Here is a 17,265-nt window from a genome sequence, read left to right as displayed (position 1 = left end):
CATTTTAGATCTATGAATGCCAGAGAGAACATGACATTTTATCCCAGTATTTTTCGACAACTTTTTTCACTTTATGTCGATTTTTTCGTACCCAAATCCGCCAGCAGCACCTTCATCTGCCCGCCGCAAACCATACCTTCCTGCGCAGCAATGTCGTTGCTCATGTCGATGGTGACGCACTTGTGCTCGCCGGTGCCGATCAAGTAATACGCCTGCCGTATAACGGCGCTCTCACTGCAGCCGCCGCCGATGGTGCCCGCAGTAGCCGTGTTGGCATCGACCACCATGTACGAGCCGGATTTTACCGGCGTGGAACCGCTGGTCTCGTACACGAGCATGAGCGTTTTGGGAATATCACCGCGTGCAGCGGTTTCCAGCAGCGGCAGGTCGATGTCCTCTGCGGTGAGAATGCTACTCTTGGAACGGCGATCGGTCGTGCGGCGGCGTTCCGCGATCAGCTCTGCCACGATAGAAATCGCAATCTCCTTGACGGTCAGCGCACCAATGTCCAGACCGATGGGCGTATGAATGCGGTCGAGATCTGCCCGAGAGAAGCCTTCTTCCTCAAGCATGTTCAGCAGACCGACCGTGCGCCGCTTCGACCCGATCATGCCGAGATAGCGCGGCATGGTGCCGCGCAGAAGCTCCCGCAGGCAGTCCGCGTCATAACGATGCCCGCGCGTGATAACGGCAACGTAATCGCTCTCTCGGATGCCGATTTTCTCGATTGCCGCCGGAAACAGATCACATACGATCTGCTTTGCTTCCGGAAAGCGCGGATGATTGGCAAAAGACGGCCGGTCGTCCGCCACAACCAGCTCAAAACCGAGATCGGCCGCATAGCGGCAAAGCGGCTGCGCGATCGTGCCGCCGCCGAGCAGAATCAGGCGTTCCTGCGGCATGAAATTGCGCGTGTACTGTACGCCATCCGCGTCGATGGTCAGCGCCGCCGGAAGTCCCTTGCGAGCATTTTCCGCGGCAGCCTGCAGCTGTTCCAGCAAAGTCATCGTGCCGTCGCTCCTTCCGCGTGATAATCGCCGCTTTTGCCGCCGGTCTTGTGCAGCAGCAGCGTCTCATCAATACGCATACCGCGGTCCACCGCCTTGCACATGTCGTAGACGGTCAGCGCAGCAACAGTGGCTGCCGTAAGTGCTTCCATCTCAATGCCGGTCTTGTGCGAACAACGCAGCGTGCTGACAACGCGCACCTGCGTCTCCGAGACAGCCTCAATGGCGATGTCCACGCTCTCGATCGGGATCGGATGGCACATCGGGATCAGCTCTGCCGTCCGCTTGGCCGCCATAATGCCCGCGATACGCGCGCACGCGAACACATCGCCCTTGGGCACTGTTCCGTCAAGGATCATGCGCAGCGTCTCCGGCTGCATGGTCAGCACGGACTGCGCCACCGCTTCGCGCTGCGTGACCGGCTTCGCGCCGATGTTGACCATGTGCGCTGCACCGTTTTCATCCAAATGGGTCAGTTTCATGTTGTTCCTCCCGAAAATTTATTTTGTTCCGCAAACACAAAAAACACCGCTCAAAACGACGTTTAAGCGGTGTTTCATCTGGTCCGAGTGACAGGATTCGAACCTGCGGCATCCTGCTCCCAAAGCAGGCGCGCTACCAACTGCGCTACACCCGGATAGTATTGTGAGCGCCCCGTATTCCGAGGAACCGAGGCGCTTGATGGTGCCGGTGACCGGACTCGAACCGGTACGCTGTCGCCAGCGGTGGATTTTGAGTCCACTACGTCTACCAATTCCATCACACCGGCATAACATAGTTATTATATCGTAAATCGCACCGGTTGGCAAGAGGAATTTTTCGAAAAGGGTATTTTTCTTTCACTGCTGCAAAAGATAACAGCCATTCCCGTGGGAATGGCTGTTATCTTTTAAAACAAATGTGCAACGCCAATTACACCCTGAGAACCGAGCAGCATAATAAAGCCTGCAACAATTACGCCGCACAGAATCGAAGTCAGCGCCTTGGTTTTCGGCATTTTGAGCAGCGTTGCAATCAATGCACCCGACCATGCTCCGGTGCCCGGCAGCGGGATCGCCACAAAAAGGAACAGACCCAGCCGTTCATACCGGGTGACCTGACCGGTCTTTCCGAGCAGCTTTTCTCGGTACTTGGTGGCAAAGCCGGAAAGCGGGCCGAGCGAGCACACCCAGTCCAGCAGCTTTTCGCCGAAGAACAGCAAAAACGGGATCGGGATCATATTGCCGATCACAGCCAGCGGGATCAGCTCGATCGCCGGCACGCCTGCGACCGCGCCCAGCGGGACCGCACCGCGCAATTCTACCAGCGGAACCATGGAGATGAGCACAACCGCCAGTTCACGGCCTGCGCCCATCAGCCAGTTGAATAACGATGAAAACACGATTTTTTCCTCCTGACAAGTGTTCTATGGTAAACAGCGAATATTCACACAGATATACTTGTTAATGATACCCTATTCCGCATACAAACGCAAGCGCTGCAATCGTAAAATCTGTGTAAAATAATTTGACGCACCCCTCGCGAGCGGTTATACTGAATATATAAAGGAGGGGATCTCCATGCCGCGAGGACAAAAAGACGCTGCCTTTTACGACAGCGCGGCTCTGCTTGTGCTTTCTCTGCTTGAGGAGGCGGACAAGACCGGTTTTCAACTGCTGCATGAGGTGGAATGCCGCTCAGACTGCGCGTTTGCCATCCGCGAAAGCCGCCTGTATCCCCTGCTGCACGGACTTGAGGCACGCGGCGATGTCCGCTCCTGTGAACGGCAGACCGAGGACGGCACGCACCGTTTTTACCGGCTGACCCGTCAGGGCGTGAAAACGCTCACCTGCTGCCGGGAACAGTGGAAAACCTGCCGCAAGCCAATCGGAGGTGGCGCCTGTGTCACCAAATAAGCTGATTGCGCCGTACCTGCACCGCGTGTGCCGGCATCTCCTGTGGCCGCCTTACCGTGCCCGCGTTCGGCGGGAGCTGACCGACCATATTCTCAGCCGCGCGGAGGAGCTGCGCTGCCGCGGCAGCCTCACACAGGAGCAGGCTGTGCGTCAGGTGCTGCGCGCACTTGGTGATCCGGATGTGCTGGGAAAGGCTCTGCGGCAGGCGCGTCTGCCGCTTGCACGGGTAGTGTACAACGTGATTTCCGCCACTGTATGGATTGCCATTCTGCTCTGTGCGTTATATCTGACAATTTACCTGCTGTAAACAGCACAAAAGCGTTCTGTATGAGATTTACAGAACGCTTTCTTTAGGCAATACCGCATAGCGGTGTTGCCTGAGGCTGTCGAAAAACTAACGTTTTCCGAGCATCCTCTCGCTCGAAACCACGCTTTCGAGCGAATACCGAAGAAAAACCGCGCCCTGCGGGCACATTTTTTCTTCCCTTGTATAAATTCCGAGATACATGCTCCCGGAATTTATGAATTTGCTCCGCAAATTCTATTTTATGCGTGCTGCCGCACGAAGCGTAAAAATTAAAATAATATTTTTTTGACAGACTGAGGCAATACCGCATAGCGGTGTTGCCTTTATTTTCTTGCACTGTGCAGCAGCCACAGCTTGCCGAGAGTCTGCACCAAGCACGCCACAAGGATGACGCCGAACGCCATCGCGCCCGCCTCCTCGATGAACAGCGTACCGTATCGAGCAAAGCCTGCCGTGTCGCCCTGCACGAGCGCAAGCGTCGTGTAATACAGGTCGCCGCCCGGAATCAGCGGCACCAGCATAGGCACGAGCAGCGTGATGACAGGCGCTTTGAGCAACCGCGCGAGCACCTCGGCCAGTGCGGCCGTTGCCAGCGTAGAGACGAAAAACGCGGTCACGCGGTTATCATACCACTGCATCGCCAGCAGATACACACCCCAGTTTACCGCAGCACCAAGCATGATCGTGATCAGGCGGCTGCCGGAAATATGAAACAGCAGTCCGAAGCCGAGCGCACCGATCATCGCCATGACAATCTGCAGGAGGATTTCACCTGTCATACGGCACCGCCCCCAGTCTGCATGAGCACGAGCGCGCAGCCTGCCGCGATAGCAAGCGCTCTCAAAACCGCTTCAAACGCGCTGAGCAGTCCGGTGATGGTGTCACCCACGAAAATATCGCGCATGGAGTTGACGAACGGAATGCCCGGAATCAGCAGCATGATGTTGCCGATAATGATATAGTCCAGATTCTGTCCCATGCCGGTTTTTACCGTGAGAGTCGCTGCCGCGCACATCGCCGCCGAGCTGACCATGGTCAGCACGAGCGGCTGCAGCGAAATCCGATCACCGAGCACGCCGATGACATACAACAGCACGCTGCACAGCATGGCGGCAGCGCCGTCTCTCCAGGTGCCGCCGAAGAACACAGCGAACGAGCCTGACGTGATCAGATACGCCAGCGGCAGCCGGCAGCGCAGCTTATCCGGTGCGGTACGTATCGCCTCCAGACGTGCGTGCAATTCCTCCGGCGGAACAGGATTCACACATACCTTGCGCGACAACTCGTTGACCGCCTCAATGCAGCGCATATCGGTTCCGCGCCGCAGGATGCGGCGTGTCTGCGTGATCACCTGATCGTCTGCCGTCCGTACCGTTACTGCCATGCTGGCCGTGATGGTCAGCACATCCGCTCGTACAAAACCGTAGGCGCGTGCCAGACGGCGCATGGTGTCCTCTACGCGAGCTGCCTCAGCACCCGAGGTCAGCAGCAGCTCTCCCGCATCCAGCACAGCGGAAAGTGTCTGCTCCGGTCGATCCATCAAACCACGCTCCTCTCATTACAGCAGCGGCGCGAACAGGCGCAGCACGCTTGCCATGATCGACCGAATCCACGGCACACGGCGCAGCCATTCGTCATCAATCCGGCGGCTGACATTGATGGTCTCCATAATGTCCTGCTTAACGGCAGCAACGACCGAGCTGTTGTAGAAGCAGGTCGCGCACTCAAAGTGCAGGAAGAACGAGCGGAAATCCATGTTGATCGTACCGACCACCGCCGTATCATCGTCGGACACGATGGTTTTCGCGTGCAGAAAGCCCGGTCGGTACTCATAAATCTTCACACCCGCTCGGTGCAGCTGCTGATAGTACGAACGTGTGATCATGTACACCAGCTTTTTATCCGGGATGCCCGGCGTCAGGATGCGCACGTCCACGCCGGACTGCGCCGCAATGGTCAGCGCCGTAATCATCTCGTTGTCCAGTACAAGATACGGCGTGGTGATATAGACGTACTTTCGCGCGTTATGGATGATCTGCAGGTAGGTGGATTCACCGATATTGATATCGTCGAGCGGTGAATCCGCAAACGGCTGCACATAGCCGTCTGACGGCAGCTTGGCGGTCGGCAGATAGTTTTCGAGCGGCGGCATATCCTCGCCGGTGACATACTCCCACATCTGCAGGAACAGGGCGGTCATATTGGCTGTTCCCTCACCCCGCAGCATGATACCGGTGTCCTTCCAGTAGCCGAAACGCACCTTTTTGTTGATATACTCATCCGCCAGATTGATACCGCCCATATAACCGACATTGCCGTCAATAATCGTCATCTTGCGATGGTTGCGGTAGTTGAGATAGGTGTTCAGCGTCGGGATAAAGCGGTTAAAGCGCACCGCGTGAATGCCGAGGCTCATCAGATAGCGGTCGTAGTTTTTCGGCAGCGTGCAGATCGAACCAACGTCGTCGTACAGCACGCGCACATCCAGTCCGGCGGCCGCCTTCTCCCGCAGGATATCAAGGATAGTATCCCACATGATGCCTTCTTCGATGATGAAATACTCCAGAAAGATGAACTTTTGTGCGCGGCGCAGCTCCTTGCACATGGAGTCGAACATTTCCTCACCGATACGGAAATATTTCGTCTCCGTGTTGGTCCACACCGGCATACCGTCCAGCGTCTCGATGTAACGGGCACGTGCTGCATGACGCGGATGCTGCTCGATCAGCTCCTTTGTAGCAGGTGTACGCATATAGTCGGTGAAATCCGGCGGTTTCGGCTCGTACTGATGCTGGGTACGCGCCCGATTGAGCGGCGTATTGCCCCAGAACAGATAAAACAAGCCGCCGAACAGCGGCAGCAGCACAATAACCAGCATCCATGTGATCTTGTACATCGGGTTGTCGTACTTACGCACCAGCCAGATGACAATGATAACGCTCAGCACGGTCAGTGCCGGTGTCAGCCAGTGATATTCCGTACTTGCCCAGCTTACGCCGAACATAACGATTGCAAGCTGAATCAGCAGCAGGAATCCGCCGACAACGCGTCGGTCGCCAAGCAGCTTGCCTACTTTTCTGCGCATCATAATCTCTCCCTTCCCTGCACAGCGCAGTCCTTCCATAGACTATAATCATATCGCACAAGGTATAAAAAGTCAACGCGTCTGCGTTGCTCTCCGGTTAAATATGTGCTACACTAAAAGTAACATCTTTGTAAACCACCGTTAATCATACAGGAGGATCATCCATGCCCCATATTTCCGTGCCCGCCGCCGAACTGAACACGCGGCTCGACCGTCTGCGCTGTGCTATGACCGAGAAGGACCCTGCGTGGTCCATGCTTCTGCTTGACAACACGCTCGACATGTACTACTTCACCGGCACCATGCAGGATGGCGCACTTGTCGTGACACCCGATCAGGCAACGCTGTTCGTCCGCCGCTCGTTTGATGTTGCAAAGGATGAATCCGCCTTTGCAGACATCCGTCCGATGGGCAGCTTCCGCGGCATCAAGGAGGTCTATCCGGATATTCCGGAGACCGTCTACGTTGCCGCAAAGACCATGACGCTGCAAAAGCTCTCCATGCTGAACAAGCATCTGCCGTTTGCACCCAAGCCGATGGACGGCGTGCTCAGCGCGCTGCGCTCGGTCAAGAGCGCGTATGAACTCGACTGTATGCGCGAATCCGGCAAATTGCACCGCTATGTCATCGAGGAACTTGCTCCGGCGTTCCTGCGCGAAGGCGTCAGCGAAGCACGCCTGTGCAGCGAGATCTGCACCGCCATCGTGGACCGCGGCGGCATGGGTATCTCGCGCTACAATCAGCCGGCAGCTGAGGACGTGCTCGGCATTGCCAGCTTCAGTGAAAACAGCCTGCGTCCCACCGCACTGGACAGCCCCTCCGGTTGTATCGGCACCTCGACCGCAATGAAGTCCATCGGCTCGTCCGAGCGCACACTGCACGAAGGCGACACCGTCCTGCTGGACATTCCGTGCGGCTGGCGCGGCTACCATACCGATAAGAGTATTACGTTCTACTACGGCGAGCTGGACAAGCATCCGCAGAGCGGCGTGATCCGCGCGGCACGCGAGCAGTGCATTGCGCTGGAGAACGAAACCGCATCTCTCCTGCGCGCCGGTGCCGTTCCGGCTGAGATTTACGAAAAGATCCTCTCTCTCGTCGATCCTGCGTTCCGCGAAGGCTTTATGAACGGCTGCAAGTTCCTCGGCCACTCCATCGGCCTGACAATGGACGAAACACCGGTTCTTGCCAAAGGCTTCTCGGCTCCGCTCGAGTCCGGCATGACGCTTGCCGTTGAGCCGAAGATCGCGATTCCGGGTGTCGGCCTCATCGGCTGCGAAAACACCTATGAGATCACCGCAGACGGTCCTGCGCAGTCGCTCACCGGCGCATGCGACACGCTGTTCGAGATACTCAATCAGTAATCTATAAAAAACATCCGCTCTCTGTTTGTACAAAGAGCGGATGTTCTCTTTTCACTCCTCTTTTGCGTCCGGCATAGAATGGCGCAAAGGAGGTTTTTGCTTATGAATCAATCGACGACTCTCGCCGTCGTCGGCGGCGATGTGCGTCAGGCGTATTTAGCCGAGCTGCTGCACGAAGCAGGCCACACCGTTCGCACATTTGCACTCGAGCGCCGGCCCGCCGCAGGCTGCACGGCTGTAAGCGACCTGCAGGCGTGCCTTGACGATGCACGCGCGGTCATTCTGCCTATGCCGGTGCAGATGGGGGACGGCAGCCTGAACGCGCCGCTTGCCAATGCACAGCACACCATCGGCGATGTACTCGATGCCATTCCCGCCGGAACACTGACGCTGGCCGGTGCCGTGCCTTTTTCCGTACACGCCCGCGCGGTGCAGAACGGACTGACGCTCATCGACTACTTATCCCGCGAGGAGCTGGCGATCCGCAACGCGGTACCTGCCGCATTTGCAAAAAGCACAGGCTGTCCGGTTACAGGCGGCAGGCTTCCTGCCGGAGATACTCCACGAGAGCCGCACAGAATTCGCGGTTGCTCGGCGGCTCCTTATCCTGTGCACGCGCTTCACCGAAATACCTGGCAAGCACGGCTTTATCACACTTATCCCATGCGCGGTGAACGGCGTAGCGCATGTTGCGCTCCACATTACTGCCTTCGCTGTTCATCTGCTGCGCGACACTATGATAAATGATCTTGGTGATGCTGGCACCGTCGGTCTCCCGATACAGGCACACGGTCAGCAATGCACACTGATAGCCGATCGTCTGCTCGCGCATGCCCAGCTCCCGCAGGATCTGGGCCAGCCGCTGCTCCACCGTATCGCCCCGACTGGTACAGTTGACCGCCAGCTTGATACGCTCATACAGTGCATCCGCACAGATTGGCTTGCGCAGCAGCACGTTGATGTGCAGCAGACTGCATTCCACATAGGTCTGACCGCCGATGAACGAGCTGAGCAGGATAATACTTGTATCCCACATCCCCTTCTGTCTCATCCATGACGCAACGGCAAAGCCGTCTGCATACGGCAGGTCGGTATCCAGCACGACCATATCCGGCGTTTTTTGTCGAATCATTTCCCACGCCTTCGTGCCGCTCGACGTACTGCCGACAAGCTCCAGTTCATTGCTCGCCTGCATAAGCCGTTTTGTCTGTTTCAGCAGAGACTCGTCCGCACACGCCAGTAAAATACGCATTTTGTCTTGTTTGATCTTCATTTACTGCTTTCCCCGGCTTTCTCTATCTTATGCCGATTTACGGATTACATCTTATTTTTACATATTCAGCGCGTCCGCGCAAGCGGATATCCCTGCTTTCCTCCGCATATTTATCGACAATTTTCGACAAAACCGCGTTTTATCTGTCGAATGTCCGGTTTTCTCTCTGTCGGGCAGGGATTCCGCGCTTCTTGGTGAAACCGCATAATCTCTCTATCAAAACCATGTTTTGCTGCTTTTACACTTGCATAAACGGCAAAAATACGCTATACTATCGTTTGTGCCGTTCGGCACTTTGCTTCCGGATATGGAATGACAGTTCGAAACCATCCTGTCGTAAAACAAAACTAGGGACAACGAAACAGAAAAATTTTAAGGCAATACCGCATAATTGAACAAGAGTGATTTGCGAGTAAATTTTGCGTACTGACGAGGCACAGTTTTGCGGTAATACTTGATGTATTACCGTGAAACTGCAACAAAGTCAGGACACAAAATTTCCGCAAAGCACCGCAGTCTTAATTGTGCGGTGTTGCCTTAGGTTTCCAATCAACGTTGTTGTGTGCATTATTTGGAGGTGAACGAAATATGGTAAAAGAAAACATGAGCAAGGTTCAAAAACTGACCGTTTCTGCTATGGTGATGGCACTTTACGTTGTTGTGCTGTACTTTACGCAGAGCTTCTCTTTCGGCGCGTACCAGATCCGCATTGCGACGGCTCTGTATGCGCTCGCTTACCTGTTTCCGTTCCTGGTTTTGCCGCTTGGTTTCGCTAATTTCATTGCCAACTTTCTGTTTGGCGGACTCGGTCTGCTGGACTGGTTCGGAGGCTGCTTCGTCGGTATCATCGTTACCGCGATCATCGTGCTCATCCGCCGCAAGGGCTGGAGCCGCTGGCTGATGATCCTCCCGATCATCCTTGTGCCCGGTCTCGGCGTACCGAGCTATCTGAGCTATCTGCTGCACGTTCCGTATTCTGTACTTGCCACCAGCCTGTGCATCGGTCAGTCCGTACCTGCGGTCTGCGGTGTCGTTCTGGTGAACGTACTGCAGCGCGCACTGTATCCCAAGGCAACTAAGGCTAGTTAATGTAAGGAGAATGCAACCATGACCGGAAGAAATAAAGAAGAACTGAACGGCGTCACGCTGCTCGGCAGCCAGAAGAACAAGTATCCCTCGGACTACGCGCCCGAAATGCTGGAGACTTTCCCGAACAAGCATCCGGACAACGACTATTTTGTCAAGTTCAACTGCCCGGAGTTCACCAGCCTGTGCCCGATGACCGGCCAGCCGGACTTTGCTACCATTTATATCTCCTATGTGCCCGGCGAGCGCATGGTAGAGAGCAAGTCGCTCAAGCTGTATCTGTTCAGCTTTCGCAACCACGGCGATTTTCACGAGGACTGCGTAAACATCATTATGAAGGACCTCATCCGCCTGATGGATCCGAAGTACATTGAGGTCTGGGGCAAATTTACGCCGCGCGGCGGCATCTCGATCGACCCGTACTGCAACTACGGCAAGCCCGGCACCCGCTGGGAGGAGGTTGCATTCGAGCGTCTCACCCACCACGATCTGTACCCGGAGAAGGTGGACAACCGATGAGCGAAAAGGCAATGGTCCTGTGCAGCGGCGGCGTGGACAGCACAACCTGTCTTGCGCTTGCCATCGAGAAGCACGGCAAGGAGAATGTGTGCGCGCTGTCCATTTACTACGGTCAGAAGCACGTTAAGGAGATCCAGGCTGCAAAGGCGGTTCTCGAATACTACGGCATCGAGGGCACGTCTCTCGACCTGACGCCGGTGTTCGCGTACAGCGACTGCTCGCTGCTTTCCCACTCGACCGAGGACATCCCCGAGGAATCCTACGCCGAGCAGCTGGCACAGCGTGGCGGCAAGCCGGTTACGACCTATGTGCCGTTCCGCAACGGTCTGTTCCTGTCGGCAGCGGCCAGCGTTGCGCTGTCCAAGAACTGCAGCGTGATTTACTACGGTGCACATCACGACGATGCCGCCGGCAATGCCTATCCCGACTGCAGCGAGGAATTCGTAAATGCGATGAACCACTCCATCGTACTCGGCTCGGGCGGTGATGTCCGCATCGAGGCTCCGTTCGTGCGTTGGAACAAGGCGCAGATCGTTGCCGAAGGTCTGCGGCTGCAGGTTCCCTATCAACTGACGTGGAGCTGCTACGAGGGCGGCGACAAGCCGTGCGGCAAGTGCGGCACCTGTCTGGACCGCATCCGCGCGTTCGAGGCCAACGGCGTGACCGACCCCGCAATGAGGTAAAACAAAAGACTGCTGTTTCATCGGAGACAGCAGTCTTTTTCTGTCCATCTTGACTTTTTCCTATAAGAATGCTATGATTATAGCCGTTAACCTTATTTTGAGGAGTCCATGCTATGATTTATCTCGATTATGCCGCCCATGCACCCGCCGATCCGGCAGTGCTCGAGCGATTCTGCGATATGGAACGCCGGTTCCCGGCCAACCCAAACTCGGTACACGCGGCTGGCAAAGCCGCCCGTGAGGAAATGGCGCGCGTCACCGAGCAGATTGCGGCGCTGACCGGCGCGTCCCCTGCCGAGGTCATCTTTACCTCGGGTGCGACCGAGGCGAACAACCTCGCCATCAAGGGCATCGCACAAGCGTCACGGCATATCGGCAAGCATATCATCTCCACACCGCTCGAGCATTCCTCGGTCAACGGCAGCCTGACCGCCCTGCAGGAGCGCGGCTGGGAGATCGACCTGCTCTCCATCGGTCGAGACGGCACAGTGGATCCGGAGGAAGTGCACGAGCTTCTGCGTTCGGATACCGTTCTCGTTGCCATCTGCGCGGTGGACAGCGAGCTTGGCACCATCCAGCCGGTAAACGAAATCGCGGCGCTGCTGGCTGACCATCCGAACTGCCGTCTGCACGTTGACGCAACGCAGGCTATCGGGCGCATCCCGGTGGACTTCGCCGGTATTGACACACTGAGTTTTGCGCCGCACAAGTTCGGCGGCATCTGCGGCAGCGGTGTGCTGCTTAAGCGCAGCCGTATGCCGCTCGAGCCGCAAATGAACGGCGGTGCCAGCACAACGCTGTACCGCAGCGGCACGCCTGCACTCAGTCTGGCGGCTTCGTCCGCACTGGCACTGCAGCTGGCATGCGATGAACGCGAAAACCGCTGTGCGGTCGTTCAGCGCCACAGCGAGAAGCTGCGCCGCGCACTTGCGGCGTATCCGGCGGTGCATATCAACAGTCCGGAGCACGCCGTGCCGCATATCCTCAATCTGAGCATCAAGAATGTGAAAGGCACCGTATTTCAGCGCGCGCTGTCCGAAAAAGGCGTGTGCATATCGGTCAAATCTGCCTGCTCGGCGGACGGACTTCCCTCTCGGGCGGTGTTTGCCGTCAGCCGCGACCGGCGCAATGCACTGTCCTCATGGCGCATCAGCCTGAGCCACCTTACCACGGACGCGGAAATCGACGAATTTCTGTCCGTTTTCGACGCGTGCTATCACGAGTTAGTCAAGTAATACAGGGAGCATCATTATGAAACGAGATTTACAGCCGCACGAGCTGATCGAGCGTAGTATCATCAAAAAATTTCGCAAGACCATCTGGAACCCGTTTACACTGGCGGTCCGTCAGTATCAGCTGATTCAGCCGGGCGACAAAATTGCCGTGTGCATTTCGGGCGGCAAGGATTCCATGCTGATGGCCAAGCTGATGCAGCTGCTCCAGCGGTACAGCGAGGTGCCGTTCGAGGTGGTTTTCCTCGTTATGGACCCCGGCTACAACGAGATCAACCGCAATAAAATTGAGAGCAACGCCGCACTGCTGCATATCCCGATCACCGTGTTCGAGACCGATGTTTTCGCGGTTGCCAACAACAGTGAGAAGAACCCCTGCTACCTGTGTGCGCGGATGCGCCGCGGCTATCTGTACAGCAAGGCGCAGGAGCTTGGCTGCAACAAGATCGCGCTCGGCCACCACTTCAACGATGTCATTGAAACGACCGTGATGAGTATGTTCTATGGCTCGCAGATGCAGGCCATGCTGCCCAAGCTGCACAGCACCAACTTTGCAGGCATGGAGCTGATTCGTCCGCTGTACTGCATTCACGAGGAGGATATCCTCGCGTGGAAGCAGTATAACGACCTCGAATTTATCCAGTGCGCGTGCCGCTTCACCGAAAACTGTACGATGTGCGACAACGGCGGAGGCGGTTCCAAGCGACAGGAGGTCAAGATTCTGCTGCGCCATCTGCGCCGCGACAACCCGAATATTGAGCGCAGCATTTTCAACAGTATCCACTCGGTAAATCTGGATATGATGCCCGGTTACAAGACCGGCGGCGTGCTTCACTCGTTCCTCGATGATTACGACGAACGCGGAAAGAAAAGCGAATAGTGTTCAGCCGTCCGTGCGTTGCACGGACGGCTTTTCTCTGCCCGAAAGGTCGAAATACAGCGGTTCGGACACGCCGTGCAGATGTACAGTCAAGCCCTCCCCCGTTACAGTGATATGATCGAGCAGCGCACTGTAAACCGTGTTACTGTACAGCTTTTTCCGTAAAATCGTACAGAATCGCTGCCTTTCAGCGCGTGTGATATCAGGTATCGCGCGTAAGGTCTGCCGCAATACCACCTCTATATCGATTGGCAAATCCTGCGTGATTTGCTTCATGCAGTCCAGCAAAATTCGATTCCCAACTGCCGGAGCCGCACACGCTGCCACGCCGTGCTGCACCCGTTTCCCGCACACCCATCGCAGACCACCGTCCGCCTGTGCGCCCCTGCGCGGCACAAACCGACTGCCGCACCGTCCGCAGACCACTTTTCCGGAGCACCAGTACCGCGCGGAGGGTCGGCTGCCGGCTTTGCGGGTTGCCTGCCGGCGGTCGAGTTCCCGCCGCACAGCTTCGAACATCGAGCGCGGCACAATCGCCTCGTGATGATCCCGCAGGTAGACCTGCGGCGACTGCCCTTCATTTTTCACCTTGCGGTGATCAAGGAAATCCGGCGTGCAGCTTTTGCGCTGCAGAAGATCGCCGCAGTATTTCTCGTTGCGGAGCAGCCGCAGCACCATCGTAGACGACCACGATTTTCCTTTTCCGCTTGGCGGCGGAATGCCCCCGGCGGTCAGCTCCCGTGCGATGATGTAAGTGCCTTTGCCGTCCATCAAGAAACGGCGGTACACCTCGCGGACGACTGCCGCCTGCTCGGGATTCACTGTCAATTCCCCACCCCGCAGGGAAAACCCGTAGATATTATCGCATCCGAACACCACACCACGCTCCATCGAGCGCTGCTGCCCCCACTTGACGCGCTCAGAGATTTTGCGGCTCTCCTCCTGCGCTACGCTTGCCATTATGGTAAGCCGGAATTCACCGTCATTCTGGCGGGTGTCGATATGATCTCCAATGAATACAATACCGACTCCCTGACGGCGCAGCAGCCGCGTGTACGCGAGCGTGTCAACCGTATTTCGGGCAAAGCGTGAGACCTCTTTAGTTAAAATCAGGTCAATTTCCCCTTCTGCTGCCGCTGCCAGCATGCGCCGAAAGGCGGGCCGGTCGGATGAGGTACCGGACAGGCCCTCGTCCGCATAAACCTCCACAAGCTCCCAGTCCGGCTGGCGGCTGATGTACTCCGAAAAATATCGCCGCTGATTCTCCAGCGAGTTTCTCTGGTCCTCCTGTGAGGTGGAAACGCGGCAATAGGCGGCCACGCGCAGCACGTCAGCGGCCTGCGCACAACAGCTCGAGCACCAGCTCCAGCCGCTCGGGCGGCAGCATACCTTCCGTGCGCAAAGCGCGGAGCAGACCCTCGATCATGCCGCGCGAAACAGCGGCCTGCTCCTGTTCGGTCAGTTTCATGGCTATCCCTCCTTCGCTTGCAGTCTATGCGAAGGCAAACCCGCTTATGCGCCAAACCACTAACACCTTCCCTACCTGCGAGGGAGCACTTCAGCTTGCGATGGAGCAGACTGCGTTCACGTTACAAAATGCACGCTGTCTGGTGATCGGTGCCGGACGGATCGGCATGCTTCTTGCACGCAAGCTGTATGCTCTCGATGCACAGGTTGCGGTCTCCGCACGCTGTACGCGTGATTTTGCACGCATCGCCGCCGCAGGACTGCACGCACTGGATACACGCAGGCTCGCCGGTCATCTTGCCGGTTTTGACCTGATTTTCAACACCGTACCCGCCCCGATCCTGACAACCGAGGTACTGTCCGACATGAAACCGCCCTGCTTCATCATTGATCTTGCATCTCTGCCGGGCGGTGTTGCCGCCGATACCCTGCTTCCGGATGGCTGCCGCGTGCTGCACGCGCTGTCTCTGCCGGGCAAGGTAGCACCGCTCAGCGCTGCACGCGCAGTATTCGATACCGTGGACACGATTCTGCACGAGGAGGGTATTTTATGAGCAAACTCCGCATCGGCTTTGTACTGACCGGTTCGTTCTGTACCTTTGCCAAGGTCATACCGGTTATACAAGCACTCATCGAGCGCGGCGATTCCGTTACGCCGATTCTGTCCGACAGCGCCGGCACACTCGACACCCGCTTTGGCACAGCCGCGCACTGGCGTCAGGAGCTGACCGCACTCACCGGCGTCTCCCCTATCGACAGCATTGTTTCCGCCGAGCCGATTGGGCCGAAGGCGCTGTTTGATATACTGATCGTTGCGCCGTGCACGGGCAACACACTCGCCAGACTGGCGCACGGTCTGACGGACACGCCCGCGACCATGGCGGTCAAAAGCCATCTGCGCGGAGAACGTCCGGTCGTGCTGGCGGTCTCCACCAACGACGGTCTGTCCGGCAGCGCCGCAAATCTCGGTACGCTGCTGAATCGCCGGCATTACTATTTCGTACCGCTGCGGCAGGATGCACCGTACAACAAGCCGCGCTCGCTTGTCGCAGACATGACGCTGATTCCCGCCGCCATTGACGCGGCCATGAACGGCAGACAGCTTCAGCCCATCCTGCTTGCACCCAGCGTATAAAAAATCCCGCAAAGCTGCCACTGAATCGTGACAAGTAATTATTGTGTCGCAAAGAACGGTGTGACCGTGAAAGTCACGCCGTTTTTTCTACGATCCCGAGCTCTGCCGATACGGAGACTGCCACCTCGTCCATGAAATTGAATCAGTTTACTTTTGATAAACAGCAAAAAATCAACCGCCCATTTCTTTCGGAAATGGGCGGTTGTCTTTGCGTCTGTGGTCCTTGCACACCTGAATCCGCCGGCTATCCGTAATACGGCTGCATTCGTTCCTTATCACGGTTAAGCTAGCATTCTGCAGGACTTTTCTTATGATTCTTTTCCTTCCGGCTCCTTGCCGGTGGCAAATGTGATCGCACGGCTGCAGTTGGTAATCTGCACATTGTGCAATGCTCCGCCGAACTCGCCGTCCAGCGTCCACGTCACCTCGTCATCGGACGAAAAACTGATTTTTGACGTGCGGAAGTACGCGAAGCGGTTAGATTCGACATTGTGCGTCAGCAGGTCATTCGCCAGCCACTGCAGCTCCATCGGATTCTCGACCGGGTAAATGAGCAGCACCTCGTACAGTCCGTCATCCAGCGCCACGCCATCCGGCCGGATGGTCTTAAAGCCGCCGACCGACACCGTGTTTGTCACCATACCGTAGATGAAATCGTCCTCTATCTGCGTTTCCGCGCTGTTCACGCGGATGTGGTAGGTTTTGATGTTGGTCAGCGCCTTAATGCCCTCGATGATATACGCAGCACGCCCGAAAATGTTCTTGGTCTGCTGCGGTGTCTCATAGGAGACCTCAGTAAACGCACCGAACGCCGCAACATAGTTAAAATAGCGATCGTTGAAGCGGCCAATATCCAGCGCCTGCAGCGTATCGCCTGCCGCAATAACCGCCGCCTCAGCGGGCACCTTGGAAATGCCCAGACTGAACGCGAAGTCGTTTGTCGTACCGGCAGGCACATAACCGAGAACCGGACGGCTCTCCACCTGCATAAGACCGGTAATCACCTCGTTCAGCGTACCGTCACCGCCTGCACACACAATGCGGTCGAATTCGCCCGCACGCTCCCGTGCAACACGCGTTGCATCCTGCGCACCCTGCGTGATATAAATCGTCACATCATATCCTGCCTGTTGAAATGCGGTCACACAGTCGATGATCTTTCCGCTCATTGCACCGCGTCCCGCATGCGGATTGAGTATCCACAGCATTCTCTTCATGTTTCATCACCTTCCGGTTTTGTTCATAAATAAAATGTAGTATCGACGCAGCCGCGCCGCATCGCTATTCTCAATCCATCAATCATTCACTCTTTTATCCCAAGTATACTATCTA

20 protein-coding genes, 2 tRNA genes and 1 pseudogene are annotated in these 17,265 nt (G+C 56.6%); 11 read left to right on the top strand and 12 right to left on the bottom strand.

Translation table 11 applies throughout. The features are described from left to right. Positions 1-71 precede the first annotated feature (71 nt). From IEY11_RS09305 to IEY11_RS09285, 5 genes are all read right to left on the bottom strand, one after another. On the bottom strand, positions 72-1,007 hold the full coding sequence (locus IEY11_RS09305; RefSeq protein ID WP_188886366.1) for an XdhC family protein: 936 nt from the start codon (positions 1,005-1,007) through the stop codon (positions 72-74). Then, the gene (gene moaC, locus IEY11_RS09300; RefSeq protein WP_118479657.1) at positions 1,004-1,489 is read right to left on the bottom strand and encodes a cyclic pyranopterin monophosphate synthase MoaC; all 486 of its coding nucleotides are present in this window, start codon (positions 1,487-1,489) and stop codon (positions 1,004-1,006) included. Before moaC ends, IEY11_RS09305 begins: the two co-directional genes overlap by 4 nt. 79 nt (positions 1,490-1,568) lie before the next feature. Further along, positions 1,569-1,644: transfer RNA gene (locus IEY11_RS09295), tRNA-Pro, on the bottom strand. A gap of 45 nt (positions 1,645-1,689) precedes the next feature. Continuing rightward, positions 1,690-1,776: transfer RNA gene (locus IEY11_RS09290), tRNA-Leu, on the bottom strand. A gap of 120 nt (positions 1,777-1,896) precedes the next feature. Further along, entirely contained in the window at positions 1,897-2,388 is a 492-nt protein-coding gene (locus IEY11_RS09285; protein WP_227109541.1) for a COG2426 family protein, read from the bottom strand. A 178-nt stretch (positions 2,389-2,566) separates the two neighbouring features. On the opposite strand from IEY11_RS09285, the gene IEY11_RS09280 reads away from it, so the two are divergent. After that, a complete protein-coding gene (locus IEY11_RS09280) occupies positions 2,567-2,902 on the top strand; it encodes a PadR family transcriptional regulator (protein WP_110436934.1) in 336 nt (111 codons plus the stop codon). Beyond that, complete coding sequence (locus IEY11_RS09275; RefSeq protein ID WP_118358757.1) at positions 2,889-3,209, top strand: permease prefix domain 1-containing protein; 321 nt, start codon at positions 2,889-2,891, stop codon at positions 3,207-3,209. Before IEY11_RS09280 ends, IEY11_RS09275 begins: the two co-directional genes overlap by 14 nt. Positions 3,210-3,532: 323 nt before the next feature. Here the strand turns inward: IEY11_RS09275 and IEY11_RS09270 are convergent, their stop codons facing one another. The 3 genes from IEY11_RS09270 to cls are packed head-to-tail and all read right to left on the bottom strand — an operon-like array spanning position 3,533 to position 6,297. Further along, positions 3,533-3,988 (bottom strand): threonine/serine exporter family protein, encoded by a 456-nt coding sequence (locus tag IEY11_RS09270; protein WP_117751581.1) that lies wholly within the window; start codon positions 3,986-3,988, stop codon positions 3,533-3,535. Next, positions 3,985-4,749: a threonine/serine exporter family protein gene (locus tag IEY11_RS09265; protein WP_188886365.1), complete on the bottom strand. Its 765-nt coding sequence runs from the start codon at positions 4,747-4,749 to the stop codon at positions 3,985-3,987. Before IEY11_RS09265 ends, IEY11_RS09270 begins: the two co-directional genes overlap by 4 nt. Before the next feature lie 18 nt (positions 4,750-4,767). After that, positions 4,768-6,297, bottom strand: a complete 1,530-nt coding sequence (cls, locus tag IEY11_RS09260) for a cardiolipin synthase (RefSeq protein WP_243183982.1) — start codon at positions 6,295-6,297, stop codon at positions 4,768-4,770. Positions 6,298-6,458: 161 nt separating this feature from the next. On the opposite strand from cls, the gene IEY11_RS09255 reads away from it, so the two are divergent. Further along, a complete protein-coding gene (locus IEY11_RS09255) occupies positions 6,459-7,658 on the top strand; it encodes a M24 family metallopeptidase (RefSeq protein WP_188886363.1) in 1,200 nt (399 codons plus the stop codon). Positions 7,659-7,736: 78 nt separating this feature from the next. After that, positions 7,737-8,060, top strand: a pseudogene (locus tag IEY11_RS15240) (dipicolinate synthase subunit A N-terminal domain-containing protein); the annotation flags it as partial. 127 nt (positions 8,061-8,187) lie between these two features. Here the strand turns inward: IEY11_RS15240 and IEY11_RS09245 are convergent. Further along, entirely contained in the window at positions 8,188-8,931 is a 744-nt protein-coding gene (locus tag IEY11_RS09245; RefSeq protein ID WP_188886362.1) for a sporulation initiation factor Spo0A C-terminal domain-containing protein, read from the bottom strand. A gap of 588 nt (positions 8,932-9,519) precedes the next feature. On the opposite strand from IEY11_RS09245, the gene IEY11_RS09240 reads away from it, so the two are divergent. From IEY11_RS09240 to IEY11_RS09220, 5 genes are all read left to right on the top strand, one after another. Then, on the top strand, positions 9,520-10,020 hold the full coding sequence (locus IEY11_RS09240) for a QueT transporter family protein (protein WP_199667405.1): 501 nt from the start codon (positions 9,520-9,522) through the stop codon (positions 10,018-10,020). A gap of 18 nt (positions 10,021-10,038) precedes the next feature. Continuing rightward, the gene (gene queF, locus IEY11_RS09235; protein WP_118285179.1) at positions 10,039-10,536 is read left to right on the top strand and encodes a preQ(1) synthase; all 498 of its coding nucleotides are present in this window, start codon (positions 10,039-10,041) and stop codon (positions 10,534-10,536) included. Next, the gene (gene queC / locus IEY11_RS09230; RefSeq protein WP_118285180.1) at positions 10,533-11,219 is read left to right on the top strand and encodes a 7-cyano-7-deazaguanine synthase QueC; all 687 of its coding nucleotides are present in this window, start codon (positions 10,533-10,535) and stop codon (positions 11,217-11,219) included. Before queF ends, queC begins: the two co-directional genes overlap by 4 nt. A 113-nt stretch (positions 11,220-11,332) precedes the next feature. Continuing rightward, complete coding sequence (locus tag IEY11_RS09225; RefSeq protein WP_188886361.1) at positions 11,333-12,454, top strand: cysteine desulfurase family protein; 1,122 nt, start codon at positions 11,333-11,335, stop codon at positions 12,452-12,454. 16 nt (positions 12,455-12,470) lie between these two features. After that, on the top strand, positions 12,471-13,331 hold the full coding sequence (locus IEY11_RS09220; RefSeq protein ID WP_188886360.1) for a tRNA 2-thiocytidine biosynthesis TtcA family protein: 861 nt from the start codon (positions 12,471-12,473) through the stop codon (positions 13,329-13,331). Between the two features lie 3 nt (positions 13,332-13,334). Here IEY11_RS09220 and IEY11_RS09215 read toward each other — a convergent pair whose 3' ends face one another. Both IEY11_RS09215 and IEY11_RS09210 read right to left on the bottom strand, forming a co-directional pair. After that, on the bottom strand, positions 13,335-14,660 hold the full coding sequence (locus tag IEY11_RS09215; RefSeq protein WP_118729430.1) for a recombinase family protein: 1,326 nt from the start codon (positions 14,658-14,660) through the stop codon (positions 13,335-13,337). 1 nt (position 14,661) lies between these two features. Further along, positions 14,662-14,799 (bottom strand): hypothetical protein, encoded by a 138-nt coding sequence (locus tag IEY11_RS09210; protein WP_158574565.1) that lies wholly within the window; start codon positions 14,797-14,799, stop codon positions 14,662-14,664. Between the two features lie 46 nt (positions 14,800-14,845). On the opposite strand from IEY11_RS09210, the gene IEY11_RS09205 reads away from it, so the two are divergent. After that, a complete protein-coding gene (locus IEY11_RS09205) occupies positions 14,846-15,352 on the top strand; it encodes an NAD(P)-dependent oxidoreductase (RefSeq protein WP_194461868.1) in 507 nt (168 codons plus the stop codon). After that, a complete protein-coding gene (locus IEY11_RS09200) occupies positions 15,349-15,933 on the top strand; it encodes a dipicolinate synthase subunit B (protein WP_188886358.1) in 585 nt (194 codons plus the stop codon). The genes IEY11_RS09205 and IEY11_RS09200 overlap by 4 nt, the downstream gene beginning before the upstream one ends. Before the next feature lie 308 nt (positions 15,934-16,241). On the opposite strand, the gene IEY11_RS09195 is transcribed toward IEY11_RS09200, so the two are convergent. After that, positions 16,242-17,150, bottom strand: coding sequence for a diacylglycerol/lipid kinase family protein (locus tag IEY11_RS09195; protein ID WP_118358733.1), 909 nt, complete (start codon positions 17,148-17,150; stop codon positions 16,242-16,244). Between the last annotated feature and the right edge of the window lie 115 nt (positions 17,151-17,265).

Source organism: Butyricicoccus faecihominis (assembly GCF_014648015.1).
Taxonomy (GTDB): Bacteria; Bacillota; Clostridia; order Oscillospirales; family Butyricicoccaceae; genus Agathobaculum; species Agathobaculum butyriciproducens.
The sequence above is the reverse complement of the archived record's forward strand: the minus strand, read 5'-3'. Positions and strand labels throughout refer to the sequence as shown.